Origin of the sequence: Rhodohalobacter sp. 614A (assembly GCF_021462415.1) — a bacterium.
Classification (GTDB): domain Bacteria; phylum Bacteroidota; class Rhodothermia; order Balneolales; family Balneolaceae; genus Rhodohalobacter.
Map to the genome: position 1 here is coordinate 1,790,984 of NZ_JAKEDS010000001.1, position 19,758 is coordinate 1,810,741.

17 protein-coding genes and 1 tRNA gene are annotated in these 19,758 nt (G+C 43.2%); 8 read left to right on the plus strand and 10 right to left on the minus strand.

Translation table 11 applies throughout. The features are described 5' to 3' along the window. Positions 1-2: 2 nt before the first annotated feature. From L0B18_RS07240 to L0B18_RS07265, 6 genes are all read right to left on the minus strand, one after another. Entirely contained in the window at positions 3-755 is a 753-nt protein-coding gene (locus L0B18_RS07240; protein WP_234570805.1) for a uroporphyrinogen-III synthase, read from the minus strand. 46 nt (positions 756-801) lie between these two features. Next, positions 802-1,716: a hydroxymethylbilane synthase gene (gene hemC / locus L0B18_RS07245; protein WP_234570807.1), complete on the minus strand. Its 915-nt coding sequence runs from the start codon at positions 1,714-1,716 to the stop codon at positions 802-804. Next, complete coding sequence (gene hemA, locus L0B18_RS07250; protein ID WP_234570809.1) at positions 1,709-2,968, minus strand: glutamyl-tRNA reductase; 1,260 nt, start codon at positions 2,966-2,968, stop codon at positions 1,709-1,711. Before hemA ends, hemC begins: the two co-directional genes overlap by 8 nt. A gap of 3 nt (positions 2,969-2,971) precedes the next feature. Continuing rightward, positions 2,972-4,087 carry a ferrochelatase gene (gene hemH / locus L0B18_RS07255; protein WP_234570812.1) on the minus strand — a complete coding sequence of 372 codons (1,116 nt, stop codon included), beginning with the start codon at positions 4,085-4,087 and terminating at the stop codon, positions 2,972-2,974. 161 nt (positions 4,088-4,248) lie between these two features. Next, complete coding sequence (locus L0B18_RS07260; protein ID WP_234570814.1) at positions 4,249-5,646, minus strand: sensor histidine kinase; 1,398 nt, start codon at positions 5,644-5,646, stop codon at positions 4,249-4,251. A 121-nt stretch (positions 5,647-5,767) separates the two neighbouring features. Then, the gene (locus L0B18_RS07265) at positions 5,768-6,469 is read right to left on the minus strand and encodes a response regulator transcription factor (RefSeq protein ID WP_234570816.1); all 702 of its coding nucleotides are present in this window, start codon (positions 6,467-6,469) and stop codon (positions 5,768-5,770) included. A gap of 154 nt (positions 6,470-6,623) precedes the next feature. On the opposite strand from L0B18_RS07265, the gene L0B18_RS07270 reads away from it, so the two are divergent. Both L0B18_RS07270 and L0B18_RS07275 read left to right on the plus strand, forming a co-directional pair. After that, positions 6,624-7,418, plus strand: coding sequence for an SDR family oxidoreductase (locus tag L0B18_RS07270; protein WP_234570818.1), 795 nt, complete (start codon positions 6,624-6,626; stop codon positions 7,416-7,418). 250 nt (positions 7,419-7,668) lie between these two features. Further along, complete coding sequence (locus L0B18_RS07275; protein ID WP_234570821.1) at positions 7,669-8,211, plus strand: hypothetical protein; 543 nt, start codon at positions 7,669-7,671, stop codon at positions 8,209-8,211. 42 nt (positions 8,212-8,253) lie between these two features. Here the strand turns inward: L0B18_RS07275 and L0B18_RS07280 are convergent, their stop codons facing one another. After that, on the minus strand, positions 8,254-9,174 hold the full coding sequence (locus tag L0B18_RS07280) for a DUF58 domain-containing protein (RefSeq protein WP_234570824.1): 921 nt from the start codon (positions 9,172-9,174) through the stop codon (positions 8,254-8,256). Positions 9,175-9,375: 201 nt separating this feature from the next. On the opposite strand from L0B18_RS07280, the gene L0B18_RS07285 reads away from it, so the two are divergent. From L0B18_RS07285 to L0B18_RS07300, 4 genes are all read left to right on the plus strand, one after another. Next, a complete protein-coding gene (locus L0B18_RS07285; protein WP_234570826.1) occupies positions 9,376-10,272 on the plus strand; it encodes a dimethylarginine dimethylaminohydrolase family protein in 897 nt (298 codons plus the stop codon). A gap of 349 nt (positions 10,273-10,621) precedes the next feature. Beyond that, complete coding sequence (locus L0B18_RS07290) at positions 10,622-13,045, plus strand: penicillin acylase family protein (protein WP_234570827.1); 2,424 nt, start codon at positions 10,622-10,624, stop codon at positions 13,043-13,045. A 46-nt stretch (positions 13,046-13,091) separates the two neighbouring features. Beyond that, positions 13,092-14,096 carry an amidoligase family protein gene (locus L0B18_RS07295; RefSeq protein WP_234570829.1) on the plus strand — a complete coding sequence of 335 codons (1,005 nt, stop codon included), beginning with the start codon at positions 13,092-13,094 and terminating at the stop codon, positions 14,094-14,096. Further along, a complete protein-coding gene (locus L0B18_RS07300) occupies positions 14,086-14,871 on the plus strand; it encodes a gamma-glutamyl-gamma-aminobutyrate hydrolase family protein (protein ID WP_234570831.1) in 786 nt (261 codons plus the stop codon). Before L0B18_RS07295 ends, L0B18_RS07300 begins: the two co-directional genes overlap by 11 nt. 138 nt (positions 14,872-15,009) lie before the next feature. Here the strand turns inward: L0B18_RS07300 and L0B18_RS07305 are convergent, their stop codons facing one another. Together L0B18_RS07305 and polX are read right to left on the minus strand one after the other, a co-directional pair. Next, a complete protein-coding gene (locus L0B18_RS07305; RefSeq protein WP_234570833.1) occupies positions 15,010-15,804 on the minus strand; it encodes a tryptophan 2,3-dioxygenase in 795 nt (264 codons plus the stop codon). A gap of 65 nt (positions 15,805-15,869) precedes the next feature. Next, on the minus strand, positions 15,870-17,627 hold the full coding sequence (gene polX, locus L0B18_RS07310) for a DNA polymerase/3'-5' exonuclease PolX (RefSeq protein WP_234570835.1): 1,758 nt from the start codon (positions 17,625-17,627) through the stop codon (positions 15,870-15,872). A gap of 255 nt (positions 17,628-17,882) precedes the next feature. Here polX and L0B18_RS07315 point away from each other — a divergent pair. Then, positions 17,883-17,966, plus strand: a tRNA-Leu gene (locus L0B18_RS07315). A 204-nt stretch (positions 17,967-18,170) separates the two neighbouring features. Here L0B18_RS07315 and L0B18_RS07320 read toward each other — a convergent pair. Then, positions 18,171-18,953 (minus strand): hypothetical protein, encoded by a 783-nt coding sequence (locus L0B18_RS07320; protein WP_234570837.1) that lies wholly within the window; start codon positions 18,951-18,953, stop codon positions 18,171-18,173. A 356-nt stretch (positions 18,954-19,309) separates the two neighbouring features. Between L0B18_RS07320 and mscL the strand changes: the two genes are divergently transcribed. Further along, entirely contained in the window at positions 19,310-19,714 is a 405-nt protein-coding gene (mscL, locus tag L0B18_RS07325) for a large-conductance mechanosensitive channel protein MscL (RefSeq protein ID WP_234570839.1), read from the plus strand. Positions 19,715-19,758 lie beyond the last annotated feature (44 nt).

Below are 19,758 nucleotides of genomic sequence, written 5' to 3' on the forward strand. Positions count from 1 at the left end.
CCTCAAGAGAGAACTTCAGTCTTCTCTTTATTCAGCACGTCTGCAACATGTTGCAGGAGATCCTTCGTGTTTGGTTCCGGCGATACATGAACATGCTTGCCTGTTTCGATGCTAAGCTCTTCGGCTGTTGTTTCCCCAATGGCAAAAAGTTCAGGAAGGTTCTTGTTCCAAAAGCCACCACTGTCGCGAAAGGCCTGCACGGCGCTTGGGCTGTAAAAAAGAATTCCATCAGTTTTATGATTCGGAAGCCGCATGTTTTTCAAAATGGTATTGTAAACCACCATGTCTCTTACATGAACGTCAGAATCGCTTAAAAACTGGCGGAATTCATCACGCCGTTTGTCTCCGCAGAAGTGGAGAACGGTCGGTTTTTCTGAATCCTTCATTTTAGAGAAATCTTCAGCAATTTTTTCGGCCAAGCCTACTCCATTTTGTTGCTCGGGCACAATGGCTTTAAATCCAAGCTTTTCGATTGTTTCTGCTGTTTTTTTGCCAACGGCATAAAAGGTGGCGTCTTTGGGGATTTTACCACCCGTACTTTGGAAAAATTCTATTGCTTTTACTGCATTCTGGCTGGTTAAAGCGATAACCGGTTTCTTTGTTGATTTAAATGTCATTTCAATTGCGAACCAATCTTCCCGGAATTCAATCTCAATAGCGGGTTCAATGACAACATTAAGGCCGAGTTTTTCAGCATATTCAATTTGTTCGTCTGTCAGTTCGCGGGTTGCAAAAATATCAAGTGGTTGATTCATGTGTATTTTATTATTCAATAATAGTATTCAAAAGACTGGTACACAGCTACTCCTTCATTTCTTGTACCAGTTTGTCTGCGCCCTGTTCCAATAGTTCTCGGGCGGCTTTTCGTCCCAGGCCCTCAGCCTGGTCTGAAGGAATTTTAAGTTCAATATCGTACTGTAAAGTTCCATCTGTCTTCAATGCAACAGCATGGAGGATAAGATCATTTCCATCAATCCAGGCAAATGCTCCGACAGGTGCACTGCATCCGGCTTCCATTTCGTTGAGCAATTCCCGTTCAATACTGGTACAAAGAGCTGTTTCGGTATGATTGAGTTCTGAGACCACGGAATACGCTTCAGCATCGTCTTCTCTGATCATGACGGCCATAGCGCCTTGTGCAGGTGCAGGAACCATCCAGTCCAGGTATTCGGATATATGATGGTCTAAATTGATTCGCTTTAAACCGGCTGCGGCAAAAATAGCACCCTGCCACTCGTTTTCTTCAACTTTCCGAAGGCGGGTATTCACATTTCCGCGGATATTTGTGATGGTATGATTCGGATAGCGATGAAGCCATTGCGCTTTCCGTCGGTTACTGCTTGTGGCAATCACGGCTTCGATGGAATCATCATCCAAAAAATCTGTTCCTTTTGGAGATACAAGTGAATCCCGCGGATCTTCCCGTTCTAATACAGCCGCAATTTTTAACGGGAGCGGATTTTCTGTGGGTAAATCTTTGTAGGAATGAACGGCCAAATCAATTTTATTGGCGAGAAGAGCATCATCTAAAGCTTTGGTGAAGACTCCTTTTCCGCCCATTTCCGGTAGAGGAGTAGTCAGATCCAGATCTCCTTCGCTCTTCACAAAAATAATTTCTGTAGAATGTCCGGCTTCTTGTAATTTGTTGGAAACGGTTTGTGCCTGCCAGGTGGCGAGTTGACTGTCCCGTGTTCCAATTCGGATGGGATTATTCATGACCGTTTTTCGACTCGAGTTTGAACATTTGTTTTACCATATCGGCAACATCATCTGATTGATAATGGTTTCTTAAATGTTCAATGCTATATGCAGCCAATTTGTTCACGATTCGGCGAGTCAAATTGTCAATTTTATCAAAATCGTCGGTTTCAATTTTATTTCGGAAGAACTCCAGTTCATCTTCGCGAATATTTTCGAATTTTTGGGTAAGCGCCTTAATCGTGGGTACAACCCGTTGCTCATCGAGCCAGAGTTTATAATTTGCAAACTCGTCTTCAATAATCTTCTTCACCAGTGGAATTTCTTCCTGCCTTTTTTTGTATGCTTCGTCCGTTACATCACTGAGCATATCCATATTGGCCACATCTACAAATTCAAGCGAGGAAACTTCCGGATCAATATTTCGGGGTACGGACAAATCCAGCATAATTTTGAATCTCGGCTGGCCGATGGAAGGTTTCATATGCTCCAGCTTAATAATTGGTGTCTCTGCGCCTGTAGCCACAATCACAAGATCGGCCTCTGCAATTTGTTCGGGAAGATCGTCAATGTCGGCTACTTCAAGGTTAAATTTCTCAGCTACAAATTCGGCGCGGTCACGCGTACGGTTGATCAACGTGAGTTTGCCCGCACCAAGGTTAACCAGGTTCTTACAGGTAACTTTACCAATTTTTCCCGTGCCTACGAGAAGAATATTTTTGTCTGTAAGATTATCAAACGTTCGGGTGGCAAACTTAACGGCGGCATAAGCAACGGTTGCGGCTCCGTGCCCCAGGGAAGTTTCGTTTCGGGAGCGTTTGTGAGCGCGGAATACGTGCTGAATGAGCCTGTGCAATTCTCCTGAAATCATTTCCTGGGTGGCGGAATATTCATAGCCTTCCTTCACTTGTTTTACGATCTGCAGATCGCCCAGGATTTGAGAATCGAGCCCGGTGGCTACTTTAAAAAGGTGCCGGATGGCCCGCTCGCCTTCCAATTCAAATCCGTACCTGTGAAATTCATTGAGAGTGCCGTGGCTGTAGGTTGTTAATAAACGAATGACCTCATTGGCCGTAGCGTTTTGGGCAAAAACTTCAGTGCGGTTACATGTCGAGACGATAAACATGCTTTCAATACCTTCGCGTCTCGAGCCCTGAAGCATCAACTCTTTTCGTTCTGTGTCAAGGCTGAATTTCTCTCGTATTTCTACAGGAGCATCCCAGTGATTGATCCCAATAGCTATAAAATCCTGAACGGTTGGATGAACCATTTGCTAAACGTTAACAACTTTTTGTGATTCCTTACTGTCTGAAAAAACGTCTGTTTTGATCTCGTGTTTTAAGCAATTTACGGTTTCTTCAGCTAATGCTTTAATAAAATCGGGATGATCGTTGAGGCCATCCATCACTTTCATATTTTCAAATATAAATCCCTCTCCTTCCAGATTTTCGACGAGCTCCACACCCAGTTCATATAACGTTTCAATGTGATCGGTTACAAAGGCAATCGGAATCATCAAAAAGTTTTTGATTCCATATTCCAAATGTCGTCGCACGAGATTTTCAGTATTTGGTTGAGTCCATTTTTGGGGGCCGACTTTCGATTGAAAACTGAGCCAGTAAGAATTTTTATCATCCCGCCGATCCATAACAGCTTCCACCGTTTCCTTGATTTCAACGGTGTACGGATCTCCGCTGCGAACTTCAAGAAGCGGGGTTCCGTGAGCGCTGAAAATGAAGTGCGTTTTTTGACGGGTCTCTTCATCCATCTCGGAAAGAGCCTGATCAATCCGGTCATTGATCGCTTTTAAATAGTTCTCATTCCGGTGGTAATTCTTTACATGAAATTCCTGCCATGGTTTTTTCCCGTTCGGGAACTTTTCTTTAGCCACGGTTTCCCAGTCGCGGAAACTGCTTCCGGTGGTTGTCCAGGAAAATTGGGGATAGAGAGGCATAAGAACAGCGTGTGTAATTCCATCTTCAACCATTTCATCCATGATTGTATCGGCAAAAGGCAGCCAATATCTCATACAGGTGTACACTTTTACATCAACATCCGGCACATTTTTTTTGAAATATTTTCTGAGAGAACGCCGCTGTCTTTCCGTCAATCCGTTGATTGGAGAACAACACTCTGATACAACTTTGTTTTGTTTGTTGAAGCAATATTTGCTGCCTGTACAACCTTTCGGGCAGCCGTTAATTTCTTTGTAATCTTCGGCCACGTTCGGGGCACGGAATTTTGAGATCAGGTTGGCAAAAATATTTTGTGCAGTGCCACCACCCAGCTTGATGATATCTTCATCGCTGAACAGATTTTTCAGGAAGATTCTCACATTATCTTCATTTGTGGGACCTCCCAGATTCATCAAGACAACACCAATTTTCATACAATTCTCAGATTTAAGACAGACGGTTCCTTTACAGTCGTGTAAACAACCAATTTATTATGAAGGAATCGTGAAGAGTGGCTTACTTAGATTTGGTCTACTCAAGTTGAGATCGAGATCCGAAAATGCTTTCATTGAGATGAAATGGCCGATTTTTAAAATCATGCGTTCACCCGTTCAAGCCGGAACCAGAACTTCGATCCCATACCGGGTTCACTCTCTACATGAATTTCCGTGCCGTGTGCGTTTAAGATGCCCTTCACAACAGCCAACCCCAAACCGGTGCCGCCCTTATCTCTTGATCGTGCTTTGTCGGTGCGGTAGAAACGGTCGAATAACCGATCGAGATGTTCTTTTGAGATTCCGATCCCGGTATCTTCCACTTCAACAATCACAGAGTTTCCTTCAGTTCGGGTGTTGATCTGAACCGACCCTTCCGAAGTGAATTTGATTGCGTTTGATACCAGATTTTCCAGAACCTGCTCAATTTTATCGGGGTCGCCAAACACACGATTCGGTTCGTTGTCGCATTTTAAAGAAAGTCCTTTTTCCTGGGCTTCCGGCTCCAGCATCTCCTTCATCATGCTGACCATGAGCTGCAGATCAAATGGCTTTTTCTCGATGAAATGGTCATCAGAATCATATCTTTGAAGTGTGACCAAATCTTTAAACAGCCGGTTGATGCGGTGTGTTTGACGCGATGCCGTTTTGATATACTTTTTCTTCATATCCTCATCAAGTTCATGCATCTCCAGCATTTCAAGTGCACCGGAGATTGTATGAAGTGGATTTCGGATTTCATGCGCGATATCTGCAAAAAACTGGCTCTGTTTTTGGTACATACGTTTCAGTTCCAGGTTGTCAGCGCGAAGGCGGTCGGCCATCCGGTTCAGGGAATCGGCCAACGTTCCAAATTCGTCTTTTCGGTCCAGGTTCAGTGTTTGATTTGTATTGCCTTCTGCTATATCCCGGGCGGTGGATTCGAGCTCAAGAATGGGTTGGGAAATGTATCTGGAAAACAAAATGCTAACAACGATGACCAGCCCGATCGAGATAAACATGCCGGTATAAATAATCCACCGAATGGTTTTGATGGGGGCATAAACCTGGTCTTTAAAAATGCTTACCCTCAAATATTCGGCAGGATTCTCAGTTCCCTCCAGATGGGTAAATGTGATAAATTGTTCCGACTCGGGATTATCATTCAGAAGAACATCGTCAGTTTGCCGAAGCCTTTGAGTCAGCGAATCTGGCAATGACTCCTCGGCCCTCATTTCTGCATTGTAAGGTACCTCAGCATAAATTCTTCCATCAGAATCATAAATGGCAAGATGATATCCCGACGTGCGTGCGGCTTCATTCAGATTGGTTTCGAAATTCCCGTCAACTTGTAAATTTTGGATGGTTATAGCCAGCCATTCCGAATCGTTAAGGAGCTGGCGTTCACCCTGATCCAACAGATAATTGCGGATAAAAAGAATAGAGTAACTGCTGATGGCTGTAATCCCAAAAATGAGCAGAAGAATAAACGTCCAGGCAAGTTTCGAGCGGATACTCATTTGTTTCTGTTGGTTAGTTGTTTTTTCGTTGTGAGTGGTCAGTTATTAGGTGTCAATTTTTTTCTATTGATTTTAGGCATATTCAACGGCTACACACAACTAACCACAAGCCACTAACAAATTAAACAGTCAGCAGGTCCCGGTTCAGCCCATAACCAATTCCCCGGTAGGTTTTTATCATATCGGCAGCATCGCCCAATTTAAGCCGCAGATTTTTGATATGAACGTCCACTGTACGGTCGAAAACAAACTTGTCATCACCACCAATATGCTCCAGGATTTCCTGGCGGCTGTAAACACGTTTAGGGTTTTGGAAAAAGAGTTCAATCAGCGAGTATTCGGTAGACGTCAGGTCAATACGTTGATCTTTATGGTAGAGATCTTTGCCATTAGTGTCCAGAAGAAGGTCTCCGTGATGAATCCATTTGCTGGTTTGAGGCTGTTGGCGCCTCAACAGAGATTCAATATGTGCCTTCACGAGTTTCAGGCTGGCCGGTTTGGAGATGTAGTCATCGGCCCCGAGTTCTAATCCCTCAATTTCATCTTTTTCTTTATCCTTGGCCGTAAGGAAAATTACGGGAATATCACCCAGCACGGGATGTTTGCGAATGACACTACAAATTTCTTTTCCGTTGACGTATGGAACCATAATGTCGAGCACGGCAATATGAATATCGCTGGCATGTTTATCGATCAAATCGAGTGCTTTTCTCCCATCATGTGCAAGCAATACATTGTAGTCATCCATTTCAAGATAGTTGGCCAACATTTCTGCAGGTTCTACCTCATCTTCTACCAATAATATGGTGTGTTTCAGAATCATAAATTGGAACGTTCATTTAAAATAATTAAGCTAATGCCCAAGGGTATAAAATAATCATTTGAATGGAAGATTCTTTACGAACCTTTCAATCGAATCTGCCTGTCGTAAACTTTATATTTGAGCAAAGAATAAACAATTATAAAAAAAATACTCAATGGATTTACCAAAAAAAGTCGTTTGGATTACCGGAGCATCTTCAGGAATTGGTGAAGCGTTGGCTTATGAGTTTAATAAAAAGGGCGCGAAAGTGATTCTTTCCGCACGGCGTATTGAAGAATTACAGCGGGTAAAAGACAATTGTGAGAATAGTGAAGAAATGGTAAAAATTATTCCCCTGGATTTATCGGAAAGCGAATCTTTTCCGGACAAAGTGGAAGAAGCAAAAGCTCAATTCGGATCCATAGATATGCTTATCAATAATGGCGGGATGAGTCAGCGGGCATTTGCTGTAAACTCTACCATGGAATCCATTCGCCGGTTGATGGAAGTGAACTTTTTTGGCACCGTAGGCCTGACGAAAGAGCTTTTGCCGACATTTATTGAGCAGAAATCAGGCCATATTGTGGTGATTAGCAGTGTGATGGGCAAATTGGGAACACGATATCGTTCGGCATACGCAGCAGCTAAGCACGCTTTACACGGTTGGTTCGATTGCCTTCGCCAGGAAGTGTATGAATATGACATTGATGTGACACTCGTCTGTCCCGGATTCATTCAAACACATATATCTGAGAATGCATTAACCGCCGATGGAAGTAAGTACAACAAAGTAGATGATGCAATGGAGAAGGGAATGCCGCCGAAAGAATTTGTGCGTAAACTTCTGCCCAAGCTGGCAAAGAAAAAAATGGAAGTGTATATAGGCGGTCGGGAAATTCTGGCAATTTACGTGAGGCGTTTATCCCTGCGTTTGCTCAATAAAATCCTGAGGAGAGTAAACGTAACGTAAAAAAAGTTTATGCCAGTCGTTTTCGTTTGTTGAGATAAGCAAGAAGTGCGAGATCAAATGGGCTCTGGGTGTCAATCTCTTCGAAATCCACACCGGCTTCACTGCAGGTTATGAACTTCTCTTGAGTTATTTTTTTCCGTGTGACAAGCTTGACAGGTTTAATTTTGCAGTATAGTTCAAATCTTGTAAGCTTTTGTGAACTGATATTTATCAACGAGAACAAAATCATTTCAACCCAATTCGCAGAATAATGGGCTATAAAAGCAATTCATCATCAAAGATCATCAGTTTATTAATCATAGCATTCTTTGTTGGATGTAATAATAATAATAATGGAGATACAAGACCCGAATTCGTTAAGTCGCTTTATCAACGAGACCAGCTTCCCGACAGTGTGAGACTTGAAGCACGTATTGAAATAAGTAAAGCTCAAAATGACAGTATCCATTTTGTGTTTTTTATAACGAATGAAAAGGAGGCGGATCAGGTGATTATCCATTCAGGAGATTTTGCACACATAGCCATCTATAAAGATTCCAAGCTTATCTTTCCCAATTTTGATCCGAGTAAGATGGTGTATCATTCTGACTACAATGAGTCTGTTATTCCCTCACAGGATCAAATTCAGGTCGGCACAATAAAGTTACGTTTGCCTGAATTCACAGGCGCAAAGGCTGTGGGGTTTGCGCCTTTGAAAATTAAACCGAAGCACCTTAAAGATGTAGACCCACACAACAGCACAGTAAATCCTAAGGAATACTGGCTTATGACTCCGCCTATAACGATTGAGTGAGAGCTTGGAAAGAAGTGATGAGTTTTACAAAGATTTGGAATTTTAAACCAACCGTTTCCTCTTATTAAGATAAGCAAGAAGAGCCAAATCAAACGGGCTTTGGGTATCAATCTCTTCGAAATCCACACCGGCTTCGCTGCAGGCCACTTTAAATTGTTGGGTATACTCGGCTACTTTTTTCTGGTAATCTTCTTTTACCTGGGCCGGAATTACTTCCAGTTCTGACCCGGTTTCCATATCCTCAAACAGGAATTTTCCATCCGGGAAATCGAGCTCGCGTTCACTTTTCTTTTCAAGAATATTGAATAGAAGAACTTCATGTTTTTGATGTTTGAGATGTCTCAGTGAAGAGATCAGGTCACTATGGCCCTGAACGTTTTCAAACAAATCACTAACAATTACCACGAGGCTTCTGCGCTTCAGGGTTTCAGCGAGTTTGTGGAGTGCTTTGGCCGAAGCAGACGCCCGTTTTTCGGTAGCTTTTTTGGGCTCTCCATCCAGAATTTTTTCCAGCTCGTTAAACAGCATACGGATATGGCTGTAGGATGATTTCGCGGGGAAATTATGAATAATATCCTCATCAAAAGTTACCAGCCCGCAGGCATCGCGCTGCCGATGCATCATATGAATGAGAGCCGCAACATAGTGAATGGAATATCGAAGTTTGCTCCATTCAGCAAAATGCTTGAAATACATGGAACTGCTCACATCAAGTACAATATGGGCTCTGAGGTTTGTTTCTGCCTCATACCGTTTCACATAAAAACGTTCGGTTTTTCCATACACTTTCCAGTCGATGTGTTTGAAATCATCTCCCTGGTTGTAGGGGCGGTGCTCGGCAAACTCCACGCTAAATCCGTGATACGGACTTCGGTGTAATCCCGCAATAAAGCCCTCTACAATAGTGCGGGCTTTCAGGTCGAGCGGGGCAAGTTGTGTAAGCAAATTTGGATCTAACAGCATGGAGTTTAAGCTAACAGTTTCGCGGAGATTCGCCAAGTGCTATAGAAACGTTTTGAAGTTGGAGAGATTGCAAAGTTTCTGTCAATGCCTCTGCTGGAAAGATCTTCCACCATATTTATTTGGCTTGAATAAACCGTATATTTATTCGACAATTCTATTGTGGCTAAAAAGCAGTCAAGCACCTCTAAAAAGTATTGAAGCATGAGTCGTATTTATACATCAGTTGATGAAATTGATTTTAAACTTTCCAATTTACCAGCCATGCCGGCACCTGACCGTGTGCTCATGGTCAAGCCCACCTATTTTGATGTGGAATATGTTATAAATCCACATATGAAAGGCCAAATTGGAGATGTAGATAAAATACAGGCCCAGAATGAGTGGGAGCGTCTGATGGATGGTTTTCAGGAATTATCTCTGGATGTTCAGGTTATTGAAGGGGAAAAAGGCCTGCCGGATATGGTTTTCTGTGCGAACCAAAGTCTGCCATATGTAGATAAAGCCGGCAATAAGAAAATTGTAATGGGCCTCATGCGAACCCCGCAACGTAAACCCGAAGTGGAGGCCATTGAAAAGTGGTTTCGAAAACAGGATTACGAAATTCTGCATCTTGATACAGAACGGACTCAGTATTTTGAAGGAATGGGTGATGCTCTCTGGCATTTTAAAAGGCAATTATTATGGGGCGGATTCGGATTCCGGTCTTCCATAACGGCGCTGGAACAGGTTTCTGATTCGTTGGATGTACCCGTCCTCGCCCTTGAATTGACGGAAGAGGCATTTTATCATTTGGATACATGCATGTGCATTTTGAATGAGTCGACGGTTTTGATCTATCCGGATGCCTTTACAGAAGAGGGACTCAAGCTCATCCATAAACTCTTTGATAATGTCATTGTCGCAACCAGATATGAGGCTGAAAAATTACTTGCTGTAAACGCTACCTGCCCGGATGGAAAAAACGTATTCATCCAACAAGGTTGTACAGATGTAAATAAAAACCTGAGAGATGCCGGGTTTGCCGTTCATGAATTCAGTACATATGAATTTCTGAAAAGTGGTGGCAGCGTGTTTTGTATGAAGCTGCTGTTTTGGTGAGTTTGGCTCAGAATTGGCGTAGAGTCATTGCGAGCGAAGCGCGGCAATCTTACCGTTTATTTACACCAGGAATTGCGTCACTTTATCCGCAATAAAAATCACAAAACAAAAGGCCGGGCTTTTACACCCGACCCCTGTGTGTTGGGAAAGAAACAAAACTCATGGACCGATTTTCAAATCGTGACCTGAGTCACTTATTTATGATCGGGATTAATGGATCTAAAACCATCACAAAAGAATCAAATAATCATTTTTACACATGGATTGAATTCTTTAAAAACCGATTTTGAATCACCTTTTTTAGTTAAATCTTTTTATGTTCTTTCGTCCCTTACTCAAATAAAATTCTATGTTGCAGAAAATTTCTCTGTTTATCTCCACAGCCATTCTTGCAGTTCTTCTTTTTGCACTTTCAACACGATTTGGTTCTGTGCCGCCTCTTGGGTCTTTTCTTTCACCAATCCAGGGGTTTTGGGGAAATGCTGAAACAGGTGAGTTAACCGGCACCATCACATTGAATATGAATGATCTGCAGGAAGCCGTTGAGATCTATTTTGATGAAAGGGGAGTGCCGCACATCTTCGCACAAAATGAGCATGATCTTTATTATGCCCAGGGATACATTACTGCGCGGGATCGCCTTTTTCAGATGGAGCTACAGACATACGATGCCGCAGGTCGGCTATCTGAAATTATCGGTCCTTCTATTTTGGACAGAGACAGACGCAACCGCCGATGGGGCATGGCCTACGGTGCCGAAAAAGCCATCGAAGAAATTCAAAAAAATCCTCAGATCTGGGAAGTGGTTACTGCTTATTCTGATGGTGTAAATGCATATATCGAAAGCCTGACTCAAAAAAAATATCCTCTCGAGTATAAAATTCTTGATATAGCTCCCGAAAAATGGGAGCCGCTTAAAACAGCACTATTGCTTAAAAACATGTCGCTGACGCTGGCAGGGCGAAGCAATGACGACCGTACCAGCAACACCATGAAGTATTTTGGTCAGGATTTTATTGAAAAATGGTTTACGGTTAAACCCGAACTGACCGATCCGATTATCCCGCCTTCCAGAGAATGGGATTTTGAAGCTGAACTTCCACCAGCTCCCGATTCGATTTACGTACCGGCTTCTGCACGGGAAATCAGTCCGTACGAACCGCCGGAAGGTGTTGGCAGCAATAATTGGGCGGTAGACGGTACCAAAACGCAATCAGGTTACCCGATTTTGGCGAATGACCCGCATCTCAGCTTAACCCTTCCTTCGATTTGGTACGAAATTCAACTCAATGCTCCGGGCATCAATTCGTATGGGGTTACACTGCAGGGTGCTCCGGGAATTGTTATTGGATTTAATGAAAATATAGCCTGGGGCGTGACCAATGTCGGGGCGGATGTTCTGGACTGGTACGAAATTCAGTTCAGAGATGAATCCAAAGAAGAATACTGGCACGACAATCAATGGAAACCCACAACTTTCAGAATTGAAGAATATGCCGTTCGAGGTGGAGAGACAGTAATTGATACCGTCGTTTATACTCATCACGGGCCGGTGACCGAAGTCACTTCACAAATGGATGAAAATCGTGAACCCGCTTACCATGCTATGCGCTGGATTGCCCACGAAGGCTCCAACGATTTAATGACCTTTTATGGTTTGAACCGTGCGGAAAATTATGATGATTATGTAGAGGCATTAAAGAATTTTACAGCACCGGCACAAAATTTTGTGTTCGCAAGTAACCAGGGGGATATCGCCCTTTGGGTGAATGGAAAATTCCCTAAAAAGTGGAAGTACCAGGGGCGAACAGTCAGTGATGGAACCGATCCTGCTTACGACTGGCAGGGATGGGTTCCGCGAGATCAGGTGCCGCATATCAAAAATCCGGTACGCGGATTTGTAAGTTCGGCAAACCAGGAATCGACCGCGCCAGATTATCCCTATTACCTGGACGATGATTTTGCTCCATTCGAAAGAGGCCGGCGCATTAACGATTTATTGGGCCAGATGGAAAATATCACAATCGACGATATTCAATTCATGCAGATGGATTCCTACAGTTATTATGCCGAAACTTTGCTTCCGTCGCTGTTGGATTGGGTTCAGACAGAAGATCTGGACGAAGGGGAGATGGAGATTTATAATACTTTGATTGAATGGGATTGGTACATGGAAGCGGAGGAGAGTGCTCCATCCGTGTTTCGAAGTTGGGCTTCAAATTTTTACGAATCGATATTTTATGATGAGTATGAGACAACGGAAGCCATCCTGCGTTACCCGGACCGGGATCGATTTGTGGAAGTGATTAAAGATGAGCCGGACTTATCATTCATCGATGATATTACCACCGAAGAAGTTGAAACGCGTTCTGAACGGGCTACCACATCCTTTATAGAAACCATCGCAGAACTCACAGAGGAATTTGGTGAATACGGTGATAGCTGGAAATGGGGGCATGTCATTAATAATGATATTCATCATCTTGCCTACTTGCCGGGGATGGGCATTCAGGATGTGTTTAGCAGCGGGGCATCAGATGCAATCAATGCTACAAACGGTACTCACGGACCTTCATGGAGAATGGTAGTGGAAGTGGGACCTGAAGTCCGTGGCTATGGTGTTTATCCGGGCGGCCAAAGTGGAAATCCGGGATCTAAAAATTACGATGAATTTATTGAGCCATGGAGAACCGGACAGCTTTTTGAACTTCGTTTCTTAAAAAATAAACCTGAAACAGGAGAAAGTTTCCCCCTTCTCATCTCAATGGAATAATTTTTCTTTTCAGGATGTTCAGTTAAGAAATGAACCTTATCACAATATGAAACAGGAGTTTTTAAAACCTCCAAAAACTACAAATTCCGAAGGAAAAGAACGCTCTGCCGGATTTGAGTTTGAGTTTACCGGCGTTGAAATGGATGATGTTGCAGCCATGATTTCGGAGCTGTATGGAGGGGAAGTCAAGCAACTTTCTACGTATGAATTCAGCATCGAAAGAACCCGTTTTGGCGATTTCGGACTGGAATTAGATGCACAGCTTATCCGCGAAAAGAAATACGAAAAGTTTCTTGAAACGATTGGTATTGACATTTCAACCGCCAAAAATCAGGAGACATTTGAGGATTCGTTAATGGAACTCGCTTCTTCCATTGTTCCTTATGAAATTATCACACCTCCGGTTCCACTTTCTCAGATTATGGAATTGACCAGGATGGTTGACGAACTGAGAAATCGGAAAGCAAAAGGAACCGGCAGTTCATTTGTGTATGCTTTTGGCCTGCATATCAATCCGGAAATTCCGGATAACTCAACCCAAAGTATTTTAAATCATTTACGGGCATTTGTTTTGTTTGAACCGTGGATTCGAAAACAGGCAAATATCGACGTAAGCCGGCGCCTGACACCATTTATCAATCGTTATGAGAACGATTATATACAACATATTTTGAATCCCGGTTATCAGCCTGATCAAGCACAATTCATCAAAGACTATTTTGATTATGGAAATAACCGAAACAGGCCGCTGGACATGCAGCCGCTATTTATGTTTTTGGATGAAGAACTAACGGCTGGTTTTCTTGAGGATACACTGACATCAGCAAGACCGACCTTTCATTATCGGTTGCCGAATTGTTCGCTGGAAGATGAAACGTGGACAATGGCAGCAGAATGGAATCGCTGGGTTCTTGCTGAAAGACTGGCTGCAGATGAGGATAAACTGCATCAATTGAGCAGCGAATATCTGAAAATGTGGAGCGAAACGATGATTCGGTTTGAAGCAAAATGGCTTGAAAGAATAGGTGAATGGGCTGAGGATGTTTGGTAAAGAGAGAGCTGTTATTGGTGTTTGCGGACCGGATGACGGCGGCCGGTTTGCCTGGATGTGCACTGCTTTTTGTGTCTGGATTGCAGGTGGAAAGGCGAAGAGAATCCGGCCTAAAGAACCAGCTTCCATCGGTCAGATTGATGGGTTGATATTAGGAGGCGGCGCTGATATTGAACCCGATAAATACGGCCAGGAACGCGAGGTAAAAGGGACGCTTAAAAAAAGTGAGAGAACCATTTTCGAATGGATATTGACCATACTTTTCTTTCCCGTTTATTGGGTTGCGAGATATTTTCAGCACACAAAAAAACATCCGGTAGATCCCGCCCGCGATAAACTTGAATTTGATCTTTTAAAAAAAGCCCTTGACCTGGAAAAACCCGTACTGGGAATCTGCCGGGGAATGCAGTTGATTAATGTACATTTCGGCGGTTCCCTTCACCAGGATATCAGTGGATTTTATGCTGAACAACCGCAGGTATCGACGATTTTTCCCAAGAAAAGAATCACGATTAAAGCCGGCTCGAAATTGGAAAAATTGCTTCAAACGGAGACCTGTGATGTGAATGGGCTTCATAACCAGGCTATCGACAAATTAGGAGAGGGATTGCAGAAAACGGCAAAAGAACTTTATTCAGGTGTCTGGCAGGCCATTGAACATACTGGTTATTCCTTTGTGATCGGTGTTCAATGGCACCCCGAATATTTAATGCAGATCTCCCGCCAGCGAAATATTTTCAAAGAATTGGTTGTGGAAGCGGGAAGAATAGTGTGAAACCGTCATTGCGAGTAACGCGAAGCCCCGAGGTGATTCCTATGGGGCAATCTCTTCTATAAAAAAACAGGAATCGCCACACGATGAAAACATTGGGCCCGCGATGACAGGAGAGATATTTTTTTCATTGACATTGAATTAAAACTTCGCACGGATCGCCCATAAATCCGGGAAGATTGGGTTGTTCAGTGTTTGGCGCAGATATTTTGAGCCATCGGATCCGCCGGTTCCCCGTTTAGTGCCGATCGTTCGTTCCACCATTTTTACATGGCGATATCTCCATTCCATCAAGCCTTCATCATAATCTACAAGCAGTTCACAGAGAAGAGCTGCTTCGGGATCATCTTTCATAATCTCAACCAATTTTGTTTGATTATATTCGGATGGATTATGAACCAAACCCTGTTCGTTGGCTCTTTCTGGTATTTTAATATTATATCCGCGTTTTTGCAGATAGGCACAGAAGCTTTCCCAAAGAGTAGATTCTTTCTCCCGATCCAGAAGGTTTTGCTGAAGATCAGGTTGAGATTCGTGTACGTTGATGACATGAGGCGACCGCATTCCACAGATGATTTCCATTTCGCGAAATTGAACCGATTGAAATCCGCTGGCATTCTGTAAAAATCCCCGAAAACTGTTGAATTCAAGCGGAGTCATCGTTTCCAAAACATCGATTTGTGAAACCATCGTTTTTAGAATGGTGAGAACCCGCCGCAAAGTTTTGGCCGATGACCACGTTTTGCCGGCCTCAAGATCAACTCTCAACTTGTCGAACTCATGCAGAATCTGTTTGAACCAAAGTTCATAAACCTGGTGGATAATGATAAACAGCATTTCATCATGTTCCTCCGGTTCCGATTCAGGCTGTTGCAGTTCCAGCAGCTCTTTGACTTTCAGATAAGAAGTATATGTTAAACTCTTGGATGGATCCATGTTATTTCGTTTAATTGAAGCTTGAATACATGTTTGGCACAATCTCCATACTTATGACCCGATACTCAATACTCGCCTTTTATCCATTTCCCAAACTCTTCCGCACTCCAGGTATTTAGAACGCGATCTGGGCCAAACTTTGCTTTTCGTGCGATCATCACGCCATAGCGAATATCATCAATTCCGTCCGTGCTGTGTGCATCCGGGTTGATGGACGTCATCAAACCAACCTCTTTTGCCTTATTTCCAAACCGCCAGTCAAGATCCAGCCGCCAGGGATTTGCGTTAATTTCAATCGCCGTGTTTTCCTGAACAGCAAGTTCAATCAATTTATTGAGATCGAGTTTGCTTCCTTCCCGTCTTAACAAGAGACGGCCCGTGGGATGTCCTACAATCCGCGTATAGGGATTTTTGATGGCGCTTTCGAAACGCATCATCATTTTATCAAGAGGTAATTCCAGAGCGCTGTGAACACTGGCAATTACAAAATCAAACCCGGCCAGGATTTCTTCGGGATAATCCAGTGATCCGTCTCCCAGGATATCCGACTCAATTCCTTTGAAGATTTTGAAATTCTTCCCGTCATTTTTAAAGGTTTCGTTGAGTTCATCAATTTCATCCCATTGTTGTTTAACCTCATCAATGGAAAGTCCGCCGGCGTAAGCGGCTGTTTTAGAATGATCGGAAATGGCAAGATACTCATAGCCTCGCTCCATGCTGGCTTCCGCCATTTGCTGGATGGTATATTTGCCGTCGCTCCAGGTGCTGTGGGCATGTACAACTCCTTTGATGTCGGATTCCTGAAGGAGATCCATCTCATCATTTTCCTCGTAATACTCAAATTCACCACGATCTTCGCGATGTTCCGGCAGGATAAAGTTCAACCCAAGTTTCTGATAAATATCCGATTCCGATTCGGTTTCCACCGGTTGATCAAAATCGGTCTCTTTATCTTCTGTGAGCTTGAAAAGCCCATATTCGTTAAGTGCCATTCCCCGTTCGCGGGCACGCTGTCTTAAAACAATGTTATGCTCCTTGCTTCCTGTGAAATACATCAGTGCCGCCGGGTACTCTTTGGGTTTTACGATTCGAAGATCCACTTGCCGTCCGGTTTGCGAGCGAACCGAACTCTTGGTTTCACCGCGTCCTAAAACTTCTACCACCAATTCATGAGTGACGAATGCATCAAAAACAGCCTCGGTATTTTCCTGTTCTGCAGATGCAAGAATGTCAATATCGCCAATGGTTTCGCGCGAACGGCGGAGCGAACCTGCGATATCCGCCTGAATCACACCATCGAGGTTTTTCACAAACTCAAAAATAGGCTCGGCAATCGCCAATGCATCATTCAGGTGGCAACGCTCGCCATACTCTTCGAGATAGGCGATGGACTTCAGAATTTTATCGGCGGACTTTTGTCCAAGTCCTGAAAGAGCAGCAACCTCACCGTTTTTGCAAGATTCTTTGAGTTCTGCAATAGTAGTAATTCCGAGTTCCTTATGGATTTTGAGGATATTTTTTGGGCCGAGTCCTGAGATGTTCGTCCATTCAATCAGCCCGGCCGGAACCCGCTCTTTCAAATCTTCAAGTACCGGCATGGTGCCGGTTGCATGATACGCTTTGACATCATCCGCGATTGATTTTCCAATTCCCTTAATATCCGTCAGCGTGTCTTCTTCAATATGTTTGAGGATTTCATCATTTAGTCCTTCGATGGTTTGTGCTGCCCGGTCGAAGGCAATGGCCCGGAACCGGTTTTCACCCGCCAGCTGCATCAGGGTATATACTTCGCGAAGTTTATCGGCTACTTCCTGGTTGGTCATGTTTGGTAAATTTTTTGGTTTGATGATAAACTACGAAAATTCGGTTCGTTCATCATGGAGAAATTTCAATTTCGGGAATCAAGAACGTTGAACAGGGAAGTCAGAACTTTGAACAAAGCGTTTGAAGATCGTCATTCCTTGTTTCGTCTTCAATATTCAAATTTCCTTTCTATAAAACTTTCCATTTAAAGGGAAAAACCCTTACCTTTTAAAGCTCTGAAAGGAGCATTTTAATTTATTGATTTTAGATACCAAGCCCTCGTGGTGGAATTGGTAGACACGCTGTCTTGAGGGGGCAGTGCTGGAAACGGCGTGCTGGTTCGAATCCAGTCGAGGGCACTCAAAAGCCCGCAATTTATAAATTGCGGGCTTTTTTTATTGGCTATGAATCCGATCAGTTTTTAACTAGAACTAGCAATTTATCTCCCGGGTGGAATAGCAAATCCCCAGAGTGGAAATCATCTGAATATCAATCCCATCAAATAAAAAAGCCGAACTGGAATAAACCAATTCGGCTTTTTTTTGGGCTTTTAAATCGCCATATCAACAAGGAGTGTCTTGTAAATTACCATCCCAGCATTTACGCTCGGAGTCTGTTTCATAATAACCTTCCTGGGTATCTGTATTCCAGTGGACAGCAGAACCACTTCCACTTTCAAGCCCTGAGACCGTCATCATAAAGTCACTTGCATCCTGGGTATAAGTGTAGGAACCTTCAATAGCGCCTCCATCTCCGTAAAAGTTAGTTTCAATATTAATCTGAGAGTCTCCTTGTTTTTCCCACTCAGAAACCAACAATGGAACCTCGTTAGATCCATTCGAAGACAGTGCATTTAGTGTCCAGCTGCCACTTGATCCGTCTTTTGTGGTTCTTCCGGATATAAGGGTATAATTCTCAAAACTTCCTTCCGGGCCATTATAAGACATCGTCAAATCCCACAAGAGTTCGTTACCGGTTTCTCTTGATGTTAAAACAACCGAAGCAACTTCTCCTCCATAGGAGTAGTCATAGTCCCATACCCATGCACCATTTTCCATTTCGGCTTGAGATTGTGAAGCACCCTGGAAGAATCCGGTGTAAATCTGGCCGAAAGAAGAAAAATAGCTTAATGATAATGCAAGGTTTTTAGCTACACTAAAATTAGCTGACGTCTGTGTCGCTTTTTGCGGATTATTATTGAGGAAAAAAGACAAGTCTGGTTGAATGTTTTCGAGAGAAGGAAGAGTTGGAGCGCTTCCGTCATCGGAACCAGATGGAGAGTCATCACCACAGGAAACAAGAAGTAGTGCTAAAACAGCAATCATGGCTATCTTTTTAAAAAACATATATGATCTCATTTTTAAGTAAAATTTGGGGTTATTTATTTTTTTCTTGATTGGTTGCCATATACAGAGGTGCTGTGTTGGCTATTGGTATATGCGAAGTAAAAAGGGAAATTGTGTCAAAAAAAGAGAACTATTTTAAAAATCAGGAGACAGGTTCAGTATTGTACACTAAATCATTGAAAAATATTGATTTGAAGGGATTTGAATGTTTGGTGTCTGAGAAATTACTTTTTATACAGGAAAGAATGGGCATGCAAATAGAGTGAACCGGTGAATTCTGTCTCCAGCATATTGCCTCCAATTCCGAAAAGTTGTAAAGTAAACAACAGCTTACCACTAACTAACACGAGACAATTATGAGCATGATCAGTGATTTTAAAAAATTTGCAATGCGGGGGAATGTACTGGATCTCGCCGTTGCCGTTGTGATTGGAGCCGCATTTGGCAGAATTGTCACTTCTTTTGTGAATGATGTTTTGATGCCGCCGATAGGCCTGCTTTTGGGCGGGGTGGATTTTACTTCTTTTATGATCACACTGCAAGAAGCCACCGAAGAAGCTGCAGCCGTTACCATTAATTATGGAATGTTTATCCAGCAGGTTGTGGATTTTATCATTGTTGCGTGGGCTATTTTTATGGTGATTAAATTGTTTGAAAGAACGGCCAGGAAAGAACCGGATGCTCCTCCAGCACCCACCGAACCGCCGGCAGATGTACAACTTCTGACGGAAATTCGGGACCTCTTGAAAACGCAGAAATAGAATGCTTTAAATCCGCGAGGCTGCTAAACCTTCGCGGATTTTGA